We start from the raw sequence: 17,999 nt of genomic DNA on the forward strand, positions 1-17,999 counted from the left end.
CTCCCTGGCATCGGAAGCTTGCAAGTTCCCGCGGCGCTGGCTTCCACTTATGCCATGAAGCTATCTATGGCATTCTCCTTCTCGTATAGAGTTTAAAACCAATTCAAAGGCACCTGCCCGATCATCCTCTGAACGTTTCAATGTCCTCCCTGGCATCGGAAGTCTGCAAGTTCTTGCTACGCTGGTTTCCGCTTATGCCATGAAGCTATCTATGGCATTCTCCTTCTCGTATAGAGTTTAAAGCCAGTTCAAAGGCACCTGCCCGATCATCCTCTGAATGTTTCAATGTCCTCCCTGGCATCGGAAGTCTGCAAGTTCCCACGGCGCTGGATTCCGCTTATGCCGTGAGGTTATTATAACACACGTTTCCCAGAATTTCTCTATTTGTGAAAAGAATGTAATGATTTGTAGAATTTATGTGATACGGCCCGCCAACAGAGAACTCCTGCTGGCGGGCCGTATTTCTCCTGATACAGAAATCAACCGTTCAGGAGCTTCTTCACATTTGCCATCTCTTTTGCAGTCTGTGGATGATCAAGATATGCCCAAGAGTAAAGCATGAATCCGTCGCAATCCAGACTGCGGGCGGTTTGAATCTGCCGGGCGATGATATTATCTGCCTTTTCCCATCCGCTCGAATTCGTTCCCGCTTTGTAAAGGGCCAAGCCTATGTAAATCTTTACATGATCTGCCGTTACAAGGCTCTTCCACTTTTTCGCCAGAGTCTCAAATGGAGCGGTCGGATGATCGTAGGTCCAATAAATTTGCGGACAAATATAATCGATATAGCCTGGCTTACTGCACCATGTATACACATCTGCACCTGCATTGAGATCGTTTGCAATATTGCCCTGTGGAGAAATGCCAAACACAACATTTGGCTTTGTCTCCTTTACCATCTTGTATACAGCAGCCACCAAGCTATTGATGTTCTGCGTCCTCCATGCCCCAATGGACAAGGTTGAACCGCTCTGCTGATAGGCCGCTTTGTCAAGAGTTACATCCGCCGAATTCACATTGAACGGATAGAAATAGTCATCAAATTGTACTCCATCGACATCATACTTTTGGACGACCTCTTTTATTCCATTTACAATATAATCACGCACCTGAGAATACCCAGGATTCATATAAATGGCCCCATCCTTTGTGAACGTCCAATTGGATTTGACCGGATCATTTTTCCACTGGTTGTATGGGCTATTTGAAGCGACAACCGGCGGATAATTTCCTGCTTTTGATCCGCAGTGGATTAAACCATGCGTGGAACTTCATACCAGCCTGGTGCGTTGCAGAAACCATGTAAGCCAAAGGATCGTATCCCGGTCCCACCCCCTGGGTACCGCTCAAGAAATGCGTCCACGGATAATAGTTGGAAGGATAGTATGCGTCTCCATGAGAACGCACATGTACAACCAGTGTGTTCGCGCCGCTATTTTTGGCCTTAGCAATGATGTCATTAAACTTTCTCTGGAAAGCAGCATAACTCTTATCCGCTTCCTTGGTCATATCCAAGCTAAGATAGGGAACCCAAACCGCCCGCATCTCCTGTTCCTGTACAACGGGCGTAGTAGTCGCCGGCGCATTATAAGATGGACTACTGACAGTGCCCTCCACCAGCTCTGGTTTACTGGTCTCTACGGTCGATTCCGTTTGAGAGCTCTCTGTGACAGCCTTTTCGGATACAGATGAATTCATTGCAGAGGACACCTCTTCCAACTCGCTGGACAATTGAGGCGCGGAAGAATTCTCTACTAAAATTTCACTGGAAACAAAATCATTTGTCACCAATGAATCCTCCAGTTTCTGCGGGGCGCTCGAACATGCGACACTACTGCACAACATGGCTGCCGCGAGTACAGCTGCCGCAATCTTTCTCCATTTTTTCACGTGTGTACGCTCCTTTTCTCATTGATTTCTCTGTCTCAGGAAACATTTGTCTTGATTTCCTATGTAAAAGCTCTGAATCCGAACAAATTTTAGTCATAAACTTTAGAATTCTGTTCCATGAAGTCTATTATATGCGATGATGCATGGGAATTCAAGAAAAAATTCACTCGGCAGCGACTGGAAATAACCGTAAAAATGCCTCCCCTATACATACACAATACAAGGGAGGCATCCAAAATCTTTCAGTTTTGTTACAAAAATGTTTATTCAGCAGCTAAGGCATCGCTGCGCTCTGCATGACCTGTATAAGTTGGCACCAACCGGTGTACAATCTCAATCATTTTTACATTGTCCACCCCGGCTACGCCACGCAATTGTTCCAGATCATTTAAGAAGGTATCCTCGTCAAATGGGATCGGCTTGCCAATGTAGATCAATTCATGCGAAGTCTTTTGACAACCGCCCTCGCTGTCCAGCAAAAGCTCCTCATAGAGCTTTTCTCCCGGACGCAAACCGGTATACGCAATCTTAATATCCACATCCGGCTCCAATCCTGACAAACGAATCAGGTTGCGGGCCAAATCCACGATCTTGACTGGCTCTCCCATATCGAGAATGAATATTTCTCCGCCGTGTGCCATTCCGCCAGCCTGAATGACCAGCCGCGCCGCTTCCGGGATGGTCATAAAATAGCGAATAATATCAGGATGTGTAACGGTTACTGGCCCACCGGCTGCAATTTGCCGCTTAAACAGCGGAATAACGCTGCCGTTGCTTCCCAAAACATTGCCAAATCGCACGGCCATATAGTCTGTATTCTGGCTGTGGCGGCTGCAATATTGAATAATCAGTTCACAGATACGTTTGGTCGCTCCCATGATATTGGTAGGATTGACTGCCTTGTCCGTCGAGATCATGACCATCCGTTTCACTCCGTATTGATCGCAAGCCTGAGCAACATTGAGCGTACCAAAGACATTGTTTTTGACCGCCTCGCCTGGGCTCAGTTCCATCAACGGGACATGCTTGTGCGCAGCAGCATGGAAAACCACATCGGGCCGGCATACTTCAAATATATGCTCAACACGTGCCCGGTCACGTACAGAACCGATCAAAACCTCCAAATTCAAATTTGGAAATTTCATTAAGAGTTCGTTCTGAAGATCGTAGGCATTATTTTCATAAATATCAAATATAATCAGGCGCTTGGGATGGAAGTGTGCAATCTGACGGCACAATTCCGAACCAATCGATCCGCCGCCTCCTGTAACCAATACCGTTTTATTCTTCAAATAACCGCTGATTTCCTCCACATTGAGGTTGACCTCATCGCGCCCCAGCAAGTCTAAAATATCTACATCGCGCACTGCGGGATGCTCCATATCCCCCTCGATCATCTCATACAACGCAGGAATCGTTTTTAATTTGCACCCGGTTTTCGCACAGATGCTCAAAATATCCTGACGGTCTTCCCGCTTGGCCGAGGCAATGGCCAGAACGATTTGATCGACGTTATAACGGCCAGCCATCCGCGGAATGCTTTCCCGGCCACCCACCACTTTTACGCCGTGGATGCGGGTCCCTCGCTTGCTTTTATCATCGTCGATTGCTACAACTGGAATTCCCTTGCTCTCTGGGGCGGATTTCATATCCTTTATGACCATAGACCCCATCTCACCGGCCCCAACCACCATAACCCGATGGAACTCTTCGCTATCCTGCTGGGACAGGCGGCGCTTCCGCCGGTGCCACAATCGAATGGCAAACCGAGAACCGCCGACAAACAGGAACATCAATGCCCACCCCATCAAATATACGGGAATCGGCAAACGATTTGTATGAAACACAGGATCTGCCATGGTGAAACCCATCGCAGCAATTAAAACGCTCGAGATGGATACTCCAAAAAAAATCTGAATCAATTCATCAAGGCTGGCAAATTGCCACATCGTTGTATAGAATCGACACAGAAAAAACACAATCAGACAGATACCAGTCGCCCACGGAATTTGAATTTGAAAATACTCAAATTCCCACCAGGGCACTTTCCCATCGAACCGGAGCATTAAAGCAATCCAATAGCTGAAATACACCCAAACAATGTCAAAAAACACCTGCGGCAGGGCCGACCATATATTCGCCCTCTTTTGTCTCATTACCATTCCCCCACAGTATCATGATCCACAGCGCTGAAGCGCCGCATCCTTATCGACCTGGCAACTACCAGGACGCGGTCTTTGGCATCCTTTTACAAAAGGGTCTGTTTTCGATTATAGCATAGATTTCCCATAAAAGGAACATCTTCTTCCAAATCGCTACAAAAATGGAGCCAATATCAGGCATTCTTGCGTTGAGCCCCTTGTATTTCCGAATGTACGACACGCAAGGGTGGTCCTTCCAAATAGAGAATCTGATCTGCCAAAGAACGTGCCTCCTCCAAATCGTGTGTCACCAGAATTTTGAGGGCCTCCTGTGTGTGCTTTTGAAGCAGAGTCTGCATCCGCAGGCGCGTCTTATGAATCCAAAGCTCGGAACGGCTCGTCCAATAGAAAGATCTCCCCACCAAATGCCAACGCTCGGGCAAGCGCCACACGTTGACGCATCCCACCGCTCAATTCCGCTGGACGCTTTTCCATATCATCCTTCAATCCAACGGCTTCTAACCATCGTTCGGCTGTTTTTATATGTGGATGGTTTAATATAACTTCCACATTTTCACGTGCGCTAATCCAAGGTAATAAACGGTCTTCTTGGAACATGTATGCGATTTTACGATCCTCTATCCCCAAAACAGCGCCAGAATCCAACATCTCCAAACCTGCAATACAATTTAGCAGAGTTGTTTTTCCGCACCCCGAAGGACCTAATAGGCAAATTGTACCCTTTTGAGGAAATTCTAAATCAAACTGATCCAATATTGCCCGCCCTTCATACGCCTTACAGGCATTTTGTATGGTAACATTCATGTAGGTTCCTCACGAAAGATTGTATTTTTTTCCAACGGCTTTCATCAGCTTCACCATCAGCTTTTCCAGTACAACGCTAATGACGATAACAACTGCAGTCCATGCGAAGAGGTCGGCCGTTTCAATATAGATCTTTGCATTATAGATATTGCCGCCGATGGAGTGTTTCGTGTTGGCCAAGACCTCTGCGGCAACGCCCGCCTTCCAAGACAGCCCCATGCCGGTCGTACAGGCAGCCGTAAAATAAGGCATGACGGACGGCAGATAGATTCGACGGATGGTTTTCATTGTATGAAAACGGTAGACCGCTGCCATCTGCAAAAGATTCCGATCGGTTTTTGCAATTCCATTGGATACATTCCCCCATACAACGGGCAATACCATCAGAAAAGATGTAAAGACCGGCACGTAAGGGGATTCAATCCAAACCAAAGCAAGCAATATAAAAGAAGCCACTGGGGTTGCTTTTATAATACTGACAATCGGATGGAAAAGGTCGTACAGGAAGCGCGACATTGACGTCAAGGCTGCCAAAAGAGTTCCAATTCCTACGCCCAATAGAAATCCGGAAACAATTCGCAGCATGGAATACATCGCTGTGAGCCAAAACTCCCCTTCCCCTGCCAACTCCAAAAGCCGCTGTGATGCGCGAACAGGAGATACAATCAGTATCTCCTGTTTGACAACCAAATATAAAATCTGCCAGAGAATCAACCAAAATAAAGCTACCAACACTTTCCGCATGCATATTGCTATACGGCTCTGGGATGAGGCCGCCTTATTTGATATAGTAGAAATCTTCACCCGGCAACTCTCCTCCAAACGGACTTTGGATTGGCTGTGAACAGAATATTCAGGAAGTCTGGCATTTTTTTCTGCATTTCCTCTCCATCCATGTAAACAATATTGCAGTTTGGAATGGCCTTTTCTGCAACTGCTGCTGGCATGATGTCATATTTTTCAGAAAGTTCTGCCGCCTCATCGACGTGATTATTTGTAAAATCAACCGATTCTTTATATTCATCCAGGAAGGCGTCAAAGGCCTCCTTATTCTGTTCCGCAAAGTCCTTACGCACTACCAGACATCCCATGGTCAACACGCTCTTGTCCCCTGCAACTTTATTCCATTCATCGGTGAGATTTAAAGCGACTTGGACATTCGGATCTTTTGCCGTCACCTGTGTGACAAAGGGCTCTGGCAACACTGCGATCTTTGCATCACCGGACAGGATGCTTGCTGCCAATTCACTGTGATCTGCCTTATATTCTACGGTTACATCTGTCCCGGGAGTCAAACCATTCTCAGTCAGAATATAGTTAAAAGCATATTCCGGAGTGGCACCCTGACCCGAAGAATAAACCGTCTTTCCTTTTAGATCCTCTATGCTGCTGATGTCTTCTCCATTCGTCACAATATAGAGTACGCCCAATGTATTGAGAGCAGCAAGCTGAACATTCCCAGACGTCTTATTGTAAAGAATTGCAGCTGTATTGGTGGGCAGTGCCGCAACATCCGCTTCTCCACTGGAAATCATAGAAACCGCTGCATCCGGGGAAGAGGCAATCGTCACGTCATAAGTATTTACTGTGGAACCTTCTTCGCTGTCCTGCATCAACTTAACCATACCAAGTCCGGTCGGTCCCTTTTGCGCGGCAATTTTGATTGTGATCGTTTCTTTCGGAGAACTGGAAGGATCTTCTGAACCCTTCGATGAAGACGCTGGCACACTCTCCGGCGCTTGACTGCTGGCCTCCTCCGGCTGTGAGCCACATCCAGTCAAAACCGCCCCCAACATACACAATGAAAGCGCCATCGCTGTCAAACGTTTCATGAAATTCATGGCAAATTCCTCCTTTTGCTTCATAAAAACTCTTTTATTTTTTTGCAAAAGCTTTGCAAGAAAGATGATATTGGAAAAAGCACCGTATCCGCCCAAGCAGATACGGTGCCCTCTCGTCCGAAGCTCTAAAAATTATTCACTGCAACTTTCGCAGCCACAGCCGCAACTGTCCTCATCGCACTCATCGATGTCGAACTCCAGCGTCTCGCCACAATTCGGGCAGTCCATCTGACCATCCTCAATAATGTCCTCGGAGAGGCAGATCGTCTCATGACAATTCGGGCAAGTCACTTCATAATAGCACTCGTCCTCATCCTCATCGTCCTCTTCGTCTCCATAAAAGTCATCTTCCAGCGAGCCCAAGTCCTCGTCAACCGCATCGAGCTGATCGGCCATATCATTATAGCCGTCCTCCAGGTCGGACAGGGACATTGCCATATCGTCCAGTAATTCGATGATCGCGTTCAGAACCTTGACCTCTTTCTTGTTGTCGTCGAGCTCTAGGCCCTCTGCCAAACCACGGATGTACGCAACTTTCTCAGTGTTCGTCATGACTTGTGCCTCCTTTAATTTCATTCAAATCAATTCTTCCCACCGCTTTAAGCGGCCAAAAGCAAAAACGTAGGCAAGGAAGCACCGAAAACGACACTTCCTTCAAAAGAATCCCAATGTATTGTGCGTTATGCGCGCTCCATATATTCACCTGTACGGGTATCAATACGGATTGTCTCTCCCTCATTGATGAAAAGCGGGACTTTGATTTCCGCGCCTGTCTCCAAGGTAGCCGGCTTGGTAGCATTGGTTGCGGTGTCGCCCTTAAAGCCCGGATCTCGTCTTGACCACTTCGAGTTCGACAAAGTTCGGCGGTTCTACACCAAACACATTCCCCTTATAGGAGAGAACCTTGCAATCCATGTTCTCTTTGACAAACTTAAAGTTGTCGCCCAAAACGCTCTTGTTGATCGGAATCTGCTCAAAGGTCTCAGAATCCATAAAATAATACAGGTCTCCATCATTGTACAGATACTGCATGTCCTTGCGCTCTACGAAAGCGGTTGGATATTTGTCGTTCGGGTTGAACGTCTTTTCTGTAACGGCGCCTGTAATGACGTTACGAATTTTGGTGCGGACGAAAGCAGCGCCTTTGCCGGGTTTCACGTGCTGAAACTCGATGATGGAAACAACGTTGCCATCCATTTCAAAAGTCACGCCATTTCTAAAATCTCCTGCAGATATCATGACCGTATCCTCCAATAACTAATTTACTATCCTTTAGTGTATAATATTTCCTGCCATTTTTCAAGACAAATTTTTCACAATACGCGAATCTCACATCAGATTCTTGAGGGCATCCAATGCCAAAAAATAGCTGTATTTGCCAAAACCGCAAATCTGACCTGCGCATACATCCGCAATAACAGATTTATGCCGGAATTCTTCCCGTGCATGGATATTGGACATATGTGTTTCCACAAACGGAATGCGCACACAGGAAATCGCGTCGTGCAACGCATAACTGTAGTGGGTCAATGCGCCAGCATTCAGCACCACTCCATCGTAGTTTCCCCGACTGGCATGAATTTTATCAATGATGTCACCTTCGTGGTTGGACTGAAAGATGTCGCACGTATATCCCAGCTTTTTTGCATGCTCCAAAATCTGTAGATTGATACTTTCTGCTGTCTCATCGCCATAGACGCCCTTTTCTCGGACGCCTACCATATTGAGGTTCGGACCTAGAATCACCAAAACTCGTTTCATACGTCTCCCCCCTTTTTCCCCTGTCGCTGGGCAAGCCGCCTGCGGACCGGCTTCTCCAATGCACGGCGAATACGGATAGAAAAGCCCTTTTCTGCTCCACGTGGGGTGAGTAAAACCGATTTCATTCGTGAGAGATTGGCCCCCACCACATCCGTAAACACCTGGTCACCGATCACAACCGTCTTTTCCCTTTTAGCCCCTAGTTTGCGAATTGCGCGAAGATACGCAATCGGAAATGGCTTGATCGAAAAGGATAAGAACGGCAGATCATACTTCGCTGCAAACGGGGCCACCCGTTTCGCAAAATTGTTTGATAGAATCATCACGCGAAATCCCTGGCGGCGCATCTCATGCGACCACTCAACCGTTCCCGGAAAAGGCTCCTGAGAACCGTGATAAGCCAACGTATTGTCCACATCCAGAAGGATGGTGTCCACCTCCAATGCGGTCAGCATAGCCGGTGTGACATCCAGCAAATTCTCTACTGCTATTGTGGGCAAAAGCAACGCCATCGGGCACCTCCCGTATTGGATTGAAAGCGTCTGGCGGACGCTTTCTTAAAACGTTAAAAAAGCGGGCTTTAAGCCCGCTTTTTGTGAAATTCATTCCTGTAAACGTTATCTGTACTTACGCTTACGGGCCGCTTCGGACTTCTTCTTCCGCCTGACAGAAGGCTTCTCATAAGCTTCTCTCTTGCGAACTTCAGCAATGACACCCGCTCTTGCACACTGCTTCTTGAATCTTCTGAGCGCGCTTTCCAGGGACTCATTGTCCTTAATTCTGATTTCAGCCATTTATTTTCCCTCCCATCCGCCGAAAGGCAGGGGTTAATAGTAACTCAATTACATAAAAGTTATTATACATACACTTTTCAGCTCTGTCAAGTCTTTCCGAACAAACTCTCAAAAAACTCCACTTCGAAAGAGAATATGTATCCTCCCTTTTATCCAACGTTTTATATTATTACATAAATTGGCAAAGAAAGCAATACAAAACCTCCAAAAAATCAGAATAATGATTGCAAAAAAGCAAAAGCTGTGCCATAATAAAAAACAAATGTACGTTTTTCCACGATCGTGGCAAAATGCTCATCTGCAAATTTCGTTCATAAGGAGGGGGTTGCATGGAGTGGAAGGATCGCGCTAAGAACCGGAGAATCCATCAAGGACTTACTCTGGAAAAAGTCGCCCAAGCGGTAGGTGTCAGTGCCGCCACCGTTTCCCGTTGGGAACGCGGCGAAATTGCAAGCCTGAGTGCAGATAAAGTTGCCCGATTGGCAGAAGTCCTTCAAGTCACACCGGATTACCTGATCGGTTGGGAGGTCCCTCCCCAAGAAGGGAAACTCAGCAATGTGTACTTTAATTTCGCACGCGAAGCGCAAGAAAATGATATTGACCCGGATGACATCCGTTTGGCCATTGACATGATCAAGAAGCTAAAAAGGAGACACGCACAGAAATGAACCGGCACTGCACAAAAGCGGAGCTCTATCGGGCGGTCTGTGCATTGCGCAAACGCCTAAACATTCCGGAGTCGGATCAACCATTGGACATGATCTCGCTATGTGAAGCACTCCCGAACCTTGCCCTGGGATTTCCTCCTTTCAAAACCCCCGGCCTTAAGGGAGTTTCCTGTCTCTCCACCGACGGCGGTCCGGACATTATCCTTCTCAATGGAAATCTATCCTGGCGTGAAAATAATTTTACCTGTGGCCATGAATTGATTCATATCACGCTCCATCGCGATGGCCCGGCTAAGTCGTTCAACTGCTTTGAAAAAGCGCGCCCCAATCAGGACCGTTTTTTGGAGTGGCAGGCGAATGAAGGGGCCGCCGAACTTCTTCTCCCCGCACGTGTTCTCCTCCCCCTTGTTCGGGAACGGTATCCAGCACTACATACATGGAAAGACTATCTACGCTTTAAAGGGGAATTGGCAGAGAATTTTCGCATCACGGAAGCTGTGGTCACCTTCCGTTTTGAGAGTCTCAAATACGAGATCACGCAATATCTCTCTGGAATCCCGTACGAGGAAGTCCGTATTCTTTCTTCCGCCAAGCAGCGCGAGTCCGGGCTCCACATAAAATCGCTCAATGATCTGGAAGCCGAGTGTCTGGCGCAGGAATCCGACCGGCTTCGCCGCATTCATAGGCGCATGCTGGACTTTCATTCCATCGATATAGCATACGATCGCCGTTAAAAGGCCATATTGCTTCTCTTCGTTTCGGATGCAAGACGATCCCCTCGTGGGATTATCTGCTAAAGGTATCCTGATTCCGAGGAATGCACATTTACAAATCCAACATAGATGCAATCATAGAAATTGGATCACCAAAAGGCAGGCTATATTCCGGTATCATGTCACTCAAACTCTGGCATGTGATTCAAGGCGTTCAACTGCTTTTTAATTCCAGGGGTGGGCACAAAAATGTTGCAAATCGTTCTGGCCAGAGCGATTGGAGCTGCAATTGGCATGGTTCTAATCGCTGTAATTTATGTAATCCTACAGAACTTGGCTCAAAAAGGTATACGAGTTTTCCAGCATGAGGCTGTTCGATGGATCTGTTCGTTTATCTTAGGAATCCTACTTTTCATTTTGGGCGCAAGTATATTATGTATATAACTGTAGCGGCCGTAGATGGTTTCCTACGATTGCCATTCCTATGCGTCTAAAATCATTTTATTGGATCTATCTGCAACGTATCAAAGGGATTTGTAGTCATAACCACCGGCTAGTCCGGTGGTTTAAAAGGGTCCTATCAGCACCTATTACCGGCAAGCGTCTCAAAAGGCATGGAGCTACATTCTCCCGCTTGCATCACTTGCCCCGTAGCCCGTAAACGGGCATCACCGTTCTCGCGGCAACTTTCTGTCAACAAAGATTGTTGCCAACGGCTTACTTCGCCCAATGCTTCAAGCGAAAGCCTTTTTACAAGGCTTTTCCACCGGCTCTGCCCGGGAGTTTCGAGGTACAAACAAGAGTCCAGCAGAAAATGTTCTGCTGGACTCTTTTATGGCTTTTTACCTTTAACTATTTTTATCCACTGTATGGAATTTCTTCAAATTACCGGTCTTGTTGCTGCGCTTGTCCAATTCAGCCTCCACTTCCTCCATGGAAATGCCGGATTGTACCATCAAAACAGTCAAGTGATAGAGCAGATCTGAGATCTCCATCACAGTTTCACGATTCTCGCCGTTTTTCGCCGCGATGATAACCTCGCTGCACTCTTCTCCGCATTTCTTCAGGATTTTATCCAAACCCTGCTCAAAAAGATAACAGGTATAAGAGCCCTCTGTATGGCTATCCCTACGGCTCAAAACAGTTTCATATAAATTTTTGAAGGTGTCGTTCATAACCACTCATCCCTTCTACATGTCTTCAGATTGGTGCTTCTCTCTGCCAAATCTTATGAAAAAAACAACTATGCGCGCCGGTGTGGCAAGCTGGTCCTGTCTGTTCTACCTGTACTAACAACGTATCATCGTCGCAATCCCCATGAATACAGATTACCTTCTGTAAATGGCCGGAAGTTGCCCCTTTATTCCAAAGCTCTTGTCTGGAACGGCTGTAAAACCAGGTATATCCTGTCTCAAGGGTTTTTTTCATGGATTCCCGGTTCATATAGGCGAGCATCAGCACTTCATTTGTACCGGCTTCCTGTATAATTGCAGGCAGAAGATCTGCTTTCTGGAAGAAGCGCTCGATAAAGGCATCATCGATTCGATTCATCGCTTCCGTCATGCCTCCTTGACTCCTTTACAAAGGTCAACCGCCTGGCGCAGGCTGAGGTCACGGGTGTACAGCGCACGGCCACAAATCGCACCGTGCAACTTCAATGCCGTGAGTACCACAATATCCGTCAAACTACTGACCCCACCGCTGGCAATCACCTTACAGGAAACCGACCGGTTGAGCTTGTCCAGCATTGTAAAATTGGGGCCATCCATCATTCCATCACGAGAAATATCGGTGAAAATAATATACTTTACTCCGACATCTTCCATGTGCTTCGCCAAATCAATATAATTCACTGTGGAGGTCTGCGTCCAGCCTTCCGCTGCAACATTTCCGTCGATCGCGTCAATGCCGACGGCAATTTTATCCCCATATTTTGAAACAGCTTCCTTGACAAGTGCAGGATTGTTCAATGCAGCAGAACCTAAAATGACACGGGAGATTCCATGCTCCATATAATAATCAATCGTCTCCATGTTACGGATTCCGCCGCCCAACTCAACCTTCAAGTTGCACTGCTTCAATACTTCAAAGATCAGGTCCGTATTGACTGGAACAGCATCTTTCGCACCGTCCAAATCCACCATGTGGAGCCACGTCGCACCCATCGCTTCAAAGGCTTTGGCCGTATCCGCTGCACTCTCCGCAACGGTATAAGCGGAGTCGTACTTCCCCTGTACCAAGCGAACACATTTACCATCTTTGATGTCAATTGCAGGCAGAATAACCATACTTCTTGCCTACCTCCTATTCCGTATTTCCATAAGATTCCGTTACAAAAAGGAGTCACAGACCGAACGTCACAGAGAACCTTTGGTTGAAAGAACTCCTTCCCGGTTTGGGTGGCTGCAAGCCGGAGAGCATGTGCGACCGCCTTAAAGATAGCCTCCGCTTCGTGGTGCGCATTGGCGCCATACTCCAAACGGACATGCAGGGTTATACCAGCATTGGTAGCAAACGCACGCATGAATTCTTCTGTCAGGCACAAGTCATATTCTCCTGTACGCTCCTGCGAAAAGTTTGCTCGAAAAGCCAGAAACGGCCTTCCACTGACATCGACCGCTGCAAAGGCCAACGCCTCATCCATTGGCACATAAAAGCTACCAAAACGTGCAATACCGGACCGATCTCCAAAGGCCTGTGCAAACGCCTTTCCCAAGACGATTCCAGTGTCCTCCACGGTGTGATGCCCATCCACGTACAGATCTCCTATAGTTTTGACCTGTAATCCAAACCCGCCATGTACGGCAAAAGCATGCAACATATGATCGAAGAAACCGATTCCGGTCGAAATATCCACAGTGCCGCCATCCAGTGAAAGCGATACTGCAACATCCGTTTCTTTTGTCTTCCGAGTTTCCTGTGCGGTTCTCATAGCTGTACCTCGCTTTTTGAATCCAATTTATTTTACACCATTTTTATGGATTTGTGGAGGATGAAACAAGAGATTCTAAATTTTTTAACAATTGCGCATTTTCTTCTTCGCTGCCTGCAGTAATTCTGAGCGTATCGCCCATAAAACGCACGGCAATTCCCTTAGATAGAAGTCCTTCGAAGATTTCTTTCGCCCGCGGCATCCTCACCAACACAAAATTGGTGTAGCTGTCATAGACGTGCATCTGTTCAGGATACCTCGTTTCCAGATCTTTTAAGCCAGCTTGTAATGCCTTACGAGACAGGATGATCTCATCCAGTGCACGGTGGAGCAATTCTGGAGAGCGCATGACCAAAGCGCCCATTTTTTGCGTAATGGCATTCACATTGTAGGGCGACTTCACTGCACGCAATGTCCGCGTCAGCGTCGGGTTTGCAACAGCAAATCCAAGGCGGATCGCAGCCATACCAAACGCCTTGGAACATGTCCGCAGGATAATCAAATTGTCGTACTGTGCAACTTCCCCCAAAAGAGATTGATCCCAAAAGTCCATGTACGCTTCATCCAATACGACAAGCGCAGAAACGGAGGTAATCAGCTTTCGCACCTCTTCCCGGCGCAATCCCAGGGAAGTCGGATTGCAAGGATTGGAAAACAAAACGACTTTCGCGCCGCTTTCACGAACTTGGACGATCAAATCATCTACATCGATGGACAAATCCTCTTTTTTCTTATAAACGACGCTTTCCGCCTCTGCCAAGGAACCATAAAAGCGATACATGGAGAAATCCGGCTCCACGGTCAAGAGTTTGTCCCCCGCATCAGGAATGATGTAGCAATGATAAACAACCATTCGTCTGAACCATTGCCCGCTGTCACAAGTGCTGGGTCCACGCCATAGTAAGCCCCAAAGCTCTCACAAAGTTCGGTGGCATATGGGTCGGGATACCGATTGAACGCTACATCTGCCATGGAGTACTGCGCTTTTTCCAAAAGTTCCATAGGCAACTCTAAAAAGGATTCATTGGCATCCAGACGGATGGAATAATTCCCTGCAATCGGATCATACGGTTGCAGATCCTTTAATTTGTTGTTGAGCATATACGGCATTGTCGTCCCTCCGTTCTTATTCACGCACATCAATCAGACGACACGCGATTACTGCGCACACGGATGGAATTGGCATGCGCGGTCAGGCCTTCTGTCTCAGCCAACTTGATAACATCCTCTTTGGCCTGCATCAAAGCATCCTCTGTATAATAGATAAAACTGGATTTCTTGACAAAGCTGTCCACGGAAAGCGGCGAGAAAAATCGCGCTGTCCCACTGGTGGGAAGTACATGGTTGGGTCCGGCAAAGTAGTCGCCCAGCGGTTCCGGCGACCAGTTTCCAAGGAATACCGATCCCGCGTTATCAATCTTCCCAATGAATTCCATCGGATTGGCGGCACAAACCTCCAAATGCTCTGGCGCCAGTTCATTTGCAAATGCAACTGCTTCCTCCATATCGCCACACAACATCACCGCCCCAAAGTTGTCAAGAGATTGCTGAATGATCTCCTTTCGGGATAGGCGCTCTATTTGACGGTAAATAGCCGCAATCGTCTCCTCCGCGATGCGCTCCGAAGTCGTCAGCAAAATTGAAGAAGCCAAGGGGTCGTGTTCTGCTTGGGACATCAGATCAGCTGCCAAGAACTCTGGATACGCTGTATCGTCCGCAAGAATCAAAATTTCGCTTGGACCGGCGATCATATCGATGTCCACGGTCCCATAGAGCTGGCGCTTAGCAGTAGCCACAAAAATATTCCCCGGGCCGACAATCTTATCCACCTTCGGAATGCTCTCTGTGCCAAATGCCAGAGCAGCAACTGCCTGTGCGCCGCCTACCAAGAATACACGGTCCACGCCGGCAACTAAGGCGGCAGCCATAATATCTGGGTTAGGCTTTCCGTCTTTCCCTGGCGGAGTTACCATCACCAGCTCCCGTACTCCGGCGATTTTGGCGGGAATCGCATTCATGAGTACAGAGGACGGATAAGCGGCCGTTCCACCGGGTACATACAACCCCACGCGAGCCAGACCGCGCACACGTTGGCCCATGATGACTCCATTGGACTCCGTTTGCAACCAGCTCTGTTGCTTTTGCCGTACATGGAAATCCCGGATATTATCTGCCGCCCGCTCCAACGCCGCCACAAAGGCCGGATCGCATGCCCGGACCAATTCCCGCATATCCGCCTGCTCAATCACCAGTTTTTCTGGCGCGCTTCCGTCAAATCGTTCTGTATACATGCGCACAGCTGCATCCCCGTCACGGCGTACAGTTGCTATGATTTCTGCAACAGCATCGTCCACTTTTTTACCGGAGTTTGCGCTGCGTTCCTTCAATTGTTCGATAAAAGCGCGGCCAAACGCCCCGCCTTCCTTCACATACTGGATCAACGTTTCCGTCCTCCTTACTGATATTCCTTTACCTGTTCCATTTGCGCAACTAGTCCTTCAATTTCCGCCTTGCGCAATTTTAGGCTTGCAGTGTTCACAATCAGTCGAGCTGAAATATCACAGATGGTGTCCACGACTTCCAAACCATTCTCTTTTAGCGTTGTGCCGGTTTCTACAATGTCGACAATTGCATCGGACAGCCCTAAAAGAGGCGCCAGTTCCACCGAGCCTTCAATCTTAATGAAACGAATATCCATCGCTTTGCTTTCAAAGTAATTGCGCGCAACGTTGGGGTACTTGGTAGCAATGGTGCGGCTGGTATAACCGCTGAAAAAATCGCTGCCTTTCGGTGCAGCCAACGCAAATTTGCAGCGTCCAAAACCTAGGTCCAGCACCTCATAAAAGCTGGTGCCATTTTCCATAATGGTGTCTTTTCCCACCACTCCCAGATCACATACGCCGTGCTCTACATAGGTAATGACGTCTGCCGCCTTTGCAAGAACCACTTCCAAGCTGTTTCCCACTGGCAAAATCAATTTTCGTCCCTTATTGTGTACTGCACCACAGTCGTAGCCAATGCGTTCCAACAGGGCTATGGTGTCTTTTTCAAGCCTGCCCTTGGTCAGGGCGATTCTTAATGGTTTCATACTGTCTCCTCTACGATATCGATGGTTTCTACCGTGTCACACACACAGTCAACCCGGCGAATCCCACGCATCTTCGCATAATCGAGCGCTTCTTTCCTCGTCTCAAACACGGAACTTTCACATTTACGCCCCTCCCCTGCCAAACGGGATGCATACTGCAACGCCTTGATCTCATATCCTTCGTCGCTGTGTACCAAAATCTCCACTGGAGGCGGCGCCTGAATCCGGCCCTGCTTGAGCAACAATTCCGCCAGCACATCCACGTTGATTCCAAATCCGACTGCAGGCATCGGTGCGTCAAACTGCGCCAAAAGGTTGTCATAGCGCCCCCCTAACAGAACGGCATCGCCTACATTTTCCACATAGGCGCTAAAAATAATATCTGTATAATAGTCATTGCGCTGTACCAGCCCCAAGTCTACAATCATGCGGTCGCCGAGGCCTAGGTCTACCAACGCGCGGTACAACTCATGTAGATAAGCCAGCGTCTTACTAGACGCATCATCGCTACAGAGTGGTGCAGCCTGTGCAAAGACCTCTTCGCCGCCAAACAACCGCGGCAAACGGCGCATCGCATCAACCGAACAACCGTTTCCCAATTTATCCAAAATTGTATTCAACGCCGCATAGTTCTTGGATTCAATTGTACTGCGGATATCTTCCCGCAAGTCATCATTGATGGGCAGCTGTGCAGCCAAGGCCCGGAAGAACCCCGCGTGTCCCAACTCTAAGCGGAAATTCGGCACGCAACGGCTCAGCGCTTCTACCGCAGTGACAATCACTTCCAAATCTGCCCGGCGCCCCGGTGCGCCCAACAGCTCAATACCGGTCTGTGTTGCCTCGTTATTTCGGCCCGTCAGGCCCGGATTGCTGCGATAAATTTTTTGATTATAATACAGACGCACTGGTTTCGGCAATTTCTGCAATCGAGTGGCGGTCAGACGTGCGATTGGAATCGTAGAATCCGGCCGCATCACCATCAAACGGCCATGCCGGTCGCTCATCTTATACATGGTCTCCTGGCTAATACCCGAGAAATCCGGATCAAATACGTCGTAAAACTCCAACCCCGGCGTAACCACTTCGTTGAAGCCACGGGACGAAAAGACCTGGGACAATGTTTGCTCTACGTAGCGCCGCGCTAGACATTCTTCAAAGAGCAAATCCTTTGTCCCTTCTGGCGTGATCTTATTGTATTTCTTCATAAAAACCTACCGTTTCTGATTCAAATTGGAGCAAAGCATTTCGCGCCTCGCTTTAGCGTGGTAATATAATATCATAGCAAATCAACTGTGTCAACCTTTTTACAACATCTTTCCAGAAGGAAACCTCAGAGGCCATTCCTA

The 17,999-nt window shown here is 47.8% G+C and carries 21 protein-coding genes and 2 pseudogenes; 2 read left to right on the forward strand and 21 right to left on the reverse strand.

Features of this window, described 5'->3' with window-relative positions:
* Positions 1-479: 479 nt before the first annotated feature.
* From ACGCCZ_RS04590 to rpsU, 12 genes and pseudogenes are all read right to left on the reverse strand, one after another.
* Positions 480-1,130 carry a glycoside hydrolase family 10 protein gene (locus ACGCCZ_RS04590; protein ID WP_411655407.1) on the reverse strand — a complete coding sequence of 217 codons (651 nt, stop codon included), beginning with the start codon at positions 1,128-1,130 and terminating at the stop codon, positions 480-482.
* 70 nt (positions 1,131-1,200) lie between these two features.
* A complete protein-coding gene (locus ACGCCZ_RS04595) occupies positions 1,201-1,890 on the reverse strand; it encodes a glycoside hydrolase family 10 protein (protein WP_411655408.1) in 690 nt (229 codons plus the stop codon).
* A 263-nt stretch (positions 1,891-2,153) separates the two neighbouring features.
* Entirely contained in the window at positions 2,154-4,046 is a 1,893-nt protein-coding gene (locus tag ACGCCZ_RS04600; RefSeq protein WP_054324060.1) for a nucleoside-diphosphate sugar epimerase/dehydratase, read from the reverse strand.
* Between the two features lie 179 nt (positions 4,047-4,225).
* The gene (locus ACGCCZ_RS04605; RefSeq protein ID WP_411655409.1) at positions 4,226-4,390 is read right to left on the reverse strand and encodes a hypothetical protein; all 165 of its coding nucleotides are present in this window, start codon (positions 4,388-4,390) and stop codon (positions 4,226-4,228) included.
* A 13-nt stretch (positions 4,391-4,403) separates the two neighbouring features.
* Positions 4,404-4,856 (reverse strand): ABC transporter ATP-binding protein, encoded by a 453-nt coding sequence (locus ACGCCZ_RS04610; protein ID WP_411655410.1) that lies wholly within the window; start codon positions 4,854-4,856, stop codon positions 4,404-4,406.
* A 9-nt stretch (positions 4,857-4,865) separates the two neighbouring features.
* A complete protein-coding gene (locus ACGCCZ_RS04615) occupies positions 4,866-5,570 on the reverse strand; it encodes an ABC transporter permease (RefSeq protein ID WP_411655411.1) in 705 nt (234 codons plus the stop codon).
* A gap of 86 nt (positions 5,571-5,656) precedes the next feature.
* The gene (locus tag ACGCCZ_RS04620) at positions 5,657-6,697 is read right to left on the reverse strand and encodes an ABC transporter substrate-binding protein (RefSeq protein WP_411655412.1); all 1,041 of its coding nucleotides are present in this window, start codon (positions 6,695-6,697) and stop codon (positions 5,657-5,659) included.
* A gap of 132 nt (positions 6,698-6,829) precedes the next feature.
* Positions 6,830-7,249, reverse strand: a complete 420-nt coding sequence (locus ACGCCZ_RS04625; protein WP_054324063.1) for a CD1247 N-terminal domain-containing protein — start codon at positions 7,247-7,249, stop codon at positions 6,830-6,832.
* Positions 7,250-7,377: 128 nt separating this feature from the next.
* Positions 7,378-7,936 (reverse strand): annotated as a pseudogene (gene efp / locus ACGCCZ_RS04630) (elongation factor P).
* Positions 7,937-8,026: 90 nt separating this feature from the next.
* A complete protein-coding gene (gene aroQ / locus ACGCCZ_RS04635) occupies positions 8,027-8,458 on the reverse strand; it encodes a type II 3-dehydroquinate dehydratase (protein WP_054324064.1) in 432 nt (143 codons plus the stop codon).
* The gene (locus tag ACGCCZ_RS04640) at positions 8,455-8,970 is read right to left on the reverse strand and encodes a YqeG family HAD IIIA-type phosphatase (protein WP_054324065.1); all 516 of its coding nucleotides are present in this window, start codon (positions 8,968-8,970) and stop codon (positions 8,455-8,457) included. Before ACGCCZ_RS04640 ends, aroQ begins: the two co-directional genes overlap by 4 nt.
* A gap of 105 nt (positions 8,971-9,075) precedes the next feature.
* Positions 9,076-9,252, reverse strand: coding sequence for a 30S ribosomal protein S21 (gene rpsU / locus ACGCCZ_RS04645; RefSeq protein ID WP_054324066.1), 177 nt, complete (start codon positions 9,250-9,252; stop codon positions 9,076-9,078).
* A gap of 329 nt (positions 9,253-9,581) precedes the next feature.
* On the opposite strand from rpsU, the gene ACGCCZ_RS04650 reads away from it, so the two are divergent.
* A complete protein-coding gene (locus ACGCCZ_RS04650) occupies positions 9,582-9,920 on the forward strand; it encodes a helix-turn-helix domain-containing protein (protein WP_054324067.1) in 339 nt (112 codons plus the stop codon).
* Positions 9,917-10,654, forward strand: coding sequence for an ImmA/IrrE family metallo-endopeptidase (locus tag ACGCCZ_RS04655; protein ID WP_054324068.1), 738 nt, complete (start codon positions 9,917-9,919; stop codon positions 10,652-10,654). The genes ACGCCZ_RS04650 and ACGCCZ_RS04655 overlap by 4 nt, the downstream gene beginning before the upstream one ends.
* An 827-nt stretch (positions 10,655-11,481) precedes the next feature.
* Here the strand turns inward: ACGCCZ_RS04655 and hisE are convergent.
* The 9 genes and pseudogenes from hisE to hisZ form a co-directional block, all read right to left on the reverse strand.
* Entirely contained in the window at positions 11,482-11,808 is a 327-nt protein-coding gene (gene hisE / locus ACGCCZ_RS04660) for a phosphoribosyl-ATP diphosphatase (protein WP_054324070.1), read from the reverse strand.
* Between the two features lie 25 nt (positions 11,809-11,833).
* Positions 11,834-12,196, reverse strand: coding sequence for a phosphoribosyl-AMP cyclohydrolase (hisI, locus tag ACGCCZ_RS04665; protein WP_411655413.1), 363 nt, complete (start codon positions 12,194-12,196; stop codon positions 11,834-11,836).
* Complete coding sequence (gene hisA, locus ACGCCZ_RS04670) at positions 12,193-12,921, reverse strand: 1-(5-phosphoribosyl)-5-[(5-phosphoribosylamino)methylideneamino]imidazole-4-carboxamide isomerase (RefSeq protein ID WP_054324072.1); 729 nt, start codon at positions 12,919-12,921, stop codon at positions 12,193-12,195. Before hisA ends, hisI begins: the two co-directional genes overlap by 4 nt.
* A 69-nt stretch (positions 12,922-12,990) precedes the next feature.
* Positions 12,991-13,565: pseudogene (gene hisB, locus ACGCCZ_RS04675) on the reverse strand (imidazoleglycerol-phosphate dehydratase HisB).
* 43 nt (positions 13,566-13,608) lie between these two features.
* Positions 13,609-14,418 (reverse strand): pyridoxal phosphate-dependent aminotransferase, encoded by an 810-nt coding sequence (locus ACGCCZ_RS04680; RefSeq protein WP_411655414.1) that lies wholly within the window; start codon positions 14,416-14,418, stop codon positions 13,609-13,611.
* Positions 14,367-14,675, reverse strand: a complete 309-nt coding sequence (locus ACGCCZ_RS04685; RefSeq protein ID WP_411655415.1) for a hypothetical protein — start codon at positions 14,673-14,675, stop codon at positions 14,367-14,369. Before ACGCCZ_RS04685 ends, ACGCCZ_RS04680 begins: the two co-directional genes overlap by 52 nt.
* Positions 14,676-14,704: 29 nt before the next feature.
* Complete coding sequence (hisD, locus tag ACGCCZ_RS04690) at positions 14,705-16,006, reverse strand: histidinol dehydrogenase (protein WP_411655416.1); 1,302 nt, start codon at positions 16,004-16,006, stop codon at positions 14,705-14,707.
* 14 nt (positions 16,007-16,020) lie between these two features.
* Positions 16,021-16,653, reverse strand: coding sequence for an ATP phosphoribosyltransferase (hisG, locus tag ACGCCZ_RS04695; protein WP_411655417.1), 633 nt, complete (start codon positions 16,651-16,653; stop codon positions 16,021-16,023).
* Positions 16,650-17,858, reverse strand: coding sequence for an ATP phosphoribosyltransferase regulatory subunit (hisZ, locus tag ACGCCZ_RS04700; RefSeq protein ID WP_411655418.1), 1,209 nt, complete (start codon positions 17,856-17,858; stop codon positions 16,650-16,652). The genes hisG and hisZ overlap by 4 nt, the downstream gene beginning before the upstream one ends.
* Positions 17,859-17,999 lie beyond the last annotated feature (141 nt).

Source organism: Anaeromassilibacillus sp. SJQ-1 (genome assembly GCF_046693725.1).
Classification (GTDB): domain Bacteria; phylum Bacillota; class Clostridia; order Oscillospirales; family Acutalibacteraceae; genus Anaeromassilibacillus.

What these genes read in the sequence shown, in the direction of transcription:
- ACGCCZ_RS04590 (WP_411655407.1), bottom strand. Translation starts at nt 1,130, where the DNA reads ATGAATCCTGGGTATTCTCAGGTGCGTGATTATATTGTAAATGGAATA.
- ACGCCZ_RS04600 (WP_054324060.1), bottom strand. Translation starts at nt 4,046, where the DNA reads ATGAGACAAAAGAGGGCGAATATATGGTCGGCCCTGCCGCAGGTGTTT.
- ACGCCZ_RS04605 (WP_411655409.1), bottom strand. Translation starts at nt 4,390, where the DNA reads ATGCAGACTCTGCTTCAAAAGCACACACAGGAGGCCCTCAAAATTCTG.
- ACGCCZ_RS04610 (WP_411655410.1), bottom strand. Translation starts at nt 4,856, where the DNA reads ATGAATGTTACCATACAAAATGCCTGTAAGGCGTATGAAGGGCGGGCA.
- ACGCCZ_RS04620 (WP_411655412.1), bottom strand. Translation starts at nt 6,697, where the DNA reads ATGAATTTCATGAAACGTTTGACAGCGATGGCGCTTTCATTGTGTATG.
- ACGCCZ_RS04625 (WP_054324063.1), bottom strand. Translation starts at nt 7,249, where the DNA reads ATGACGAACACTGAGAAAGTTGCGTACATCCGTGGTTTGGCAGAGGGC.
- aroQ (WP_054324064.1), bottom strand. Translation starts at nt 8,458, where the DNA reads ATGAAACGAGTTTTGGTGATTCTAGGTCCGAACCTCAATATGGTAGGC.
- ACGCCZ_RS04640 (WP_054324065.1), bottom strand. Translation starts at nt 8,970, where the DNA reads ATGGCGTTGCTTTTGCCCACAATAGCAGTAGAGAATTTGCTGGATGTC.
- rpsU (WP_054324066.1), bottom strand. Translation starts at nt 9,252, where the DNA reads ATGGCTGAAATCAGAATTAAGGACAATGAGTCCCTGGAAAGCGCGCTC.
- ACGCCZ_RS04650 (WP_054324067.1), top strand. Translation starts at nt 9,582, where the DNA reads ATGGAGTGGAAGGATCGCGCTAAGAACCGGAGAATCCATCAAGGACTT.
- ACGCCZ_RS04655 (WP_054324068.1), top strand. Translation starts at nt 9,917, where the DNA reads ATGAACCGGCACTGCACAAAAGCGGAGCTCTATCGGGCGGTCTGTGCA.
- hisE (WP_054324070.1), bottom strand. Translation starts at nt 11,808, where the DNA reads ATGAACGACACCTTCAAAAATTTATATGAAACTGTTTTGAGCCGTAGG.
- hisI (WP_411655413.1), bottom strand. Translation starts at nt 12,196, where the DNA reads ATGACGGAAGCGATGAATCGAATCGATGATGCCTTTATCGAGCGCTTC.
- hisA (WP_054324072.1), bottom strand. Translation starts at nt 12,921, where the DNA reads ATGGTTATTCTGCCTGCAATTGACATCAAAGATGGTAAATGTGTTCGC.
- ACGCCZ_RS04680 (WP_411655414.1), bottom strand. Translation starts at nt 14,418, where the DNA reads ATGGTTGTTTATCATTGCTACATCATTCCTGATGCGGGGGACAAACTC.
- ACGCCZ_RS04685 (WP_411655415.1), bottom strand. Translation starts at nt 14,675, where the DNA reads ATGCCGTATATGCTCAACAACAAATTAAAGGATCTGCAACCGTATGAT.
- hisG (WP_411655417.1), bottom strand. Translation starts at nt 16,653, where the DNA reads ATGAAACCATTAAGAATCGCCCTGACCAAGGGCAGGCTTGAAAAAGAC.
- hisZ (WP_411655418.1), bottom strand. Translation starts at nt 17,858, where the DNA reads ATGAAGAAATACAATAAGATCACGCCAGAAGGGACAAAGGATTTGCTC.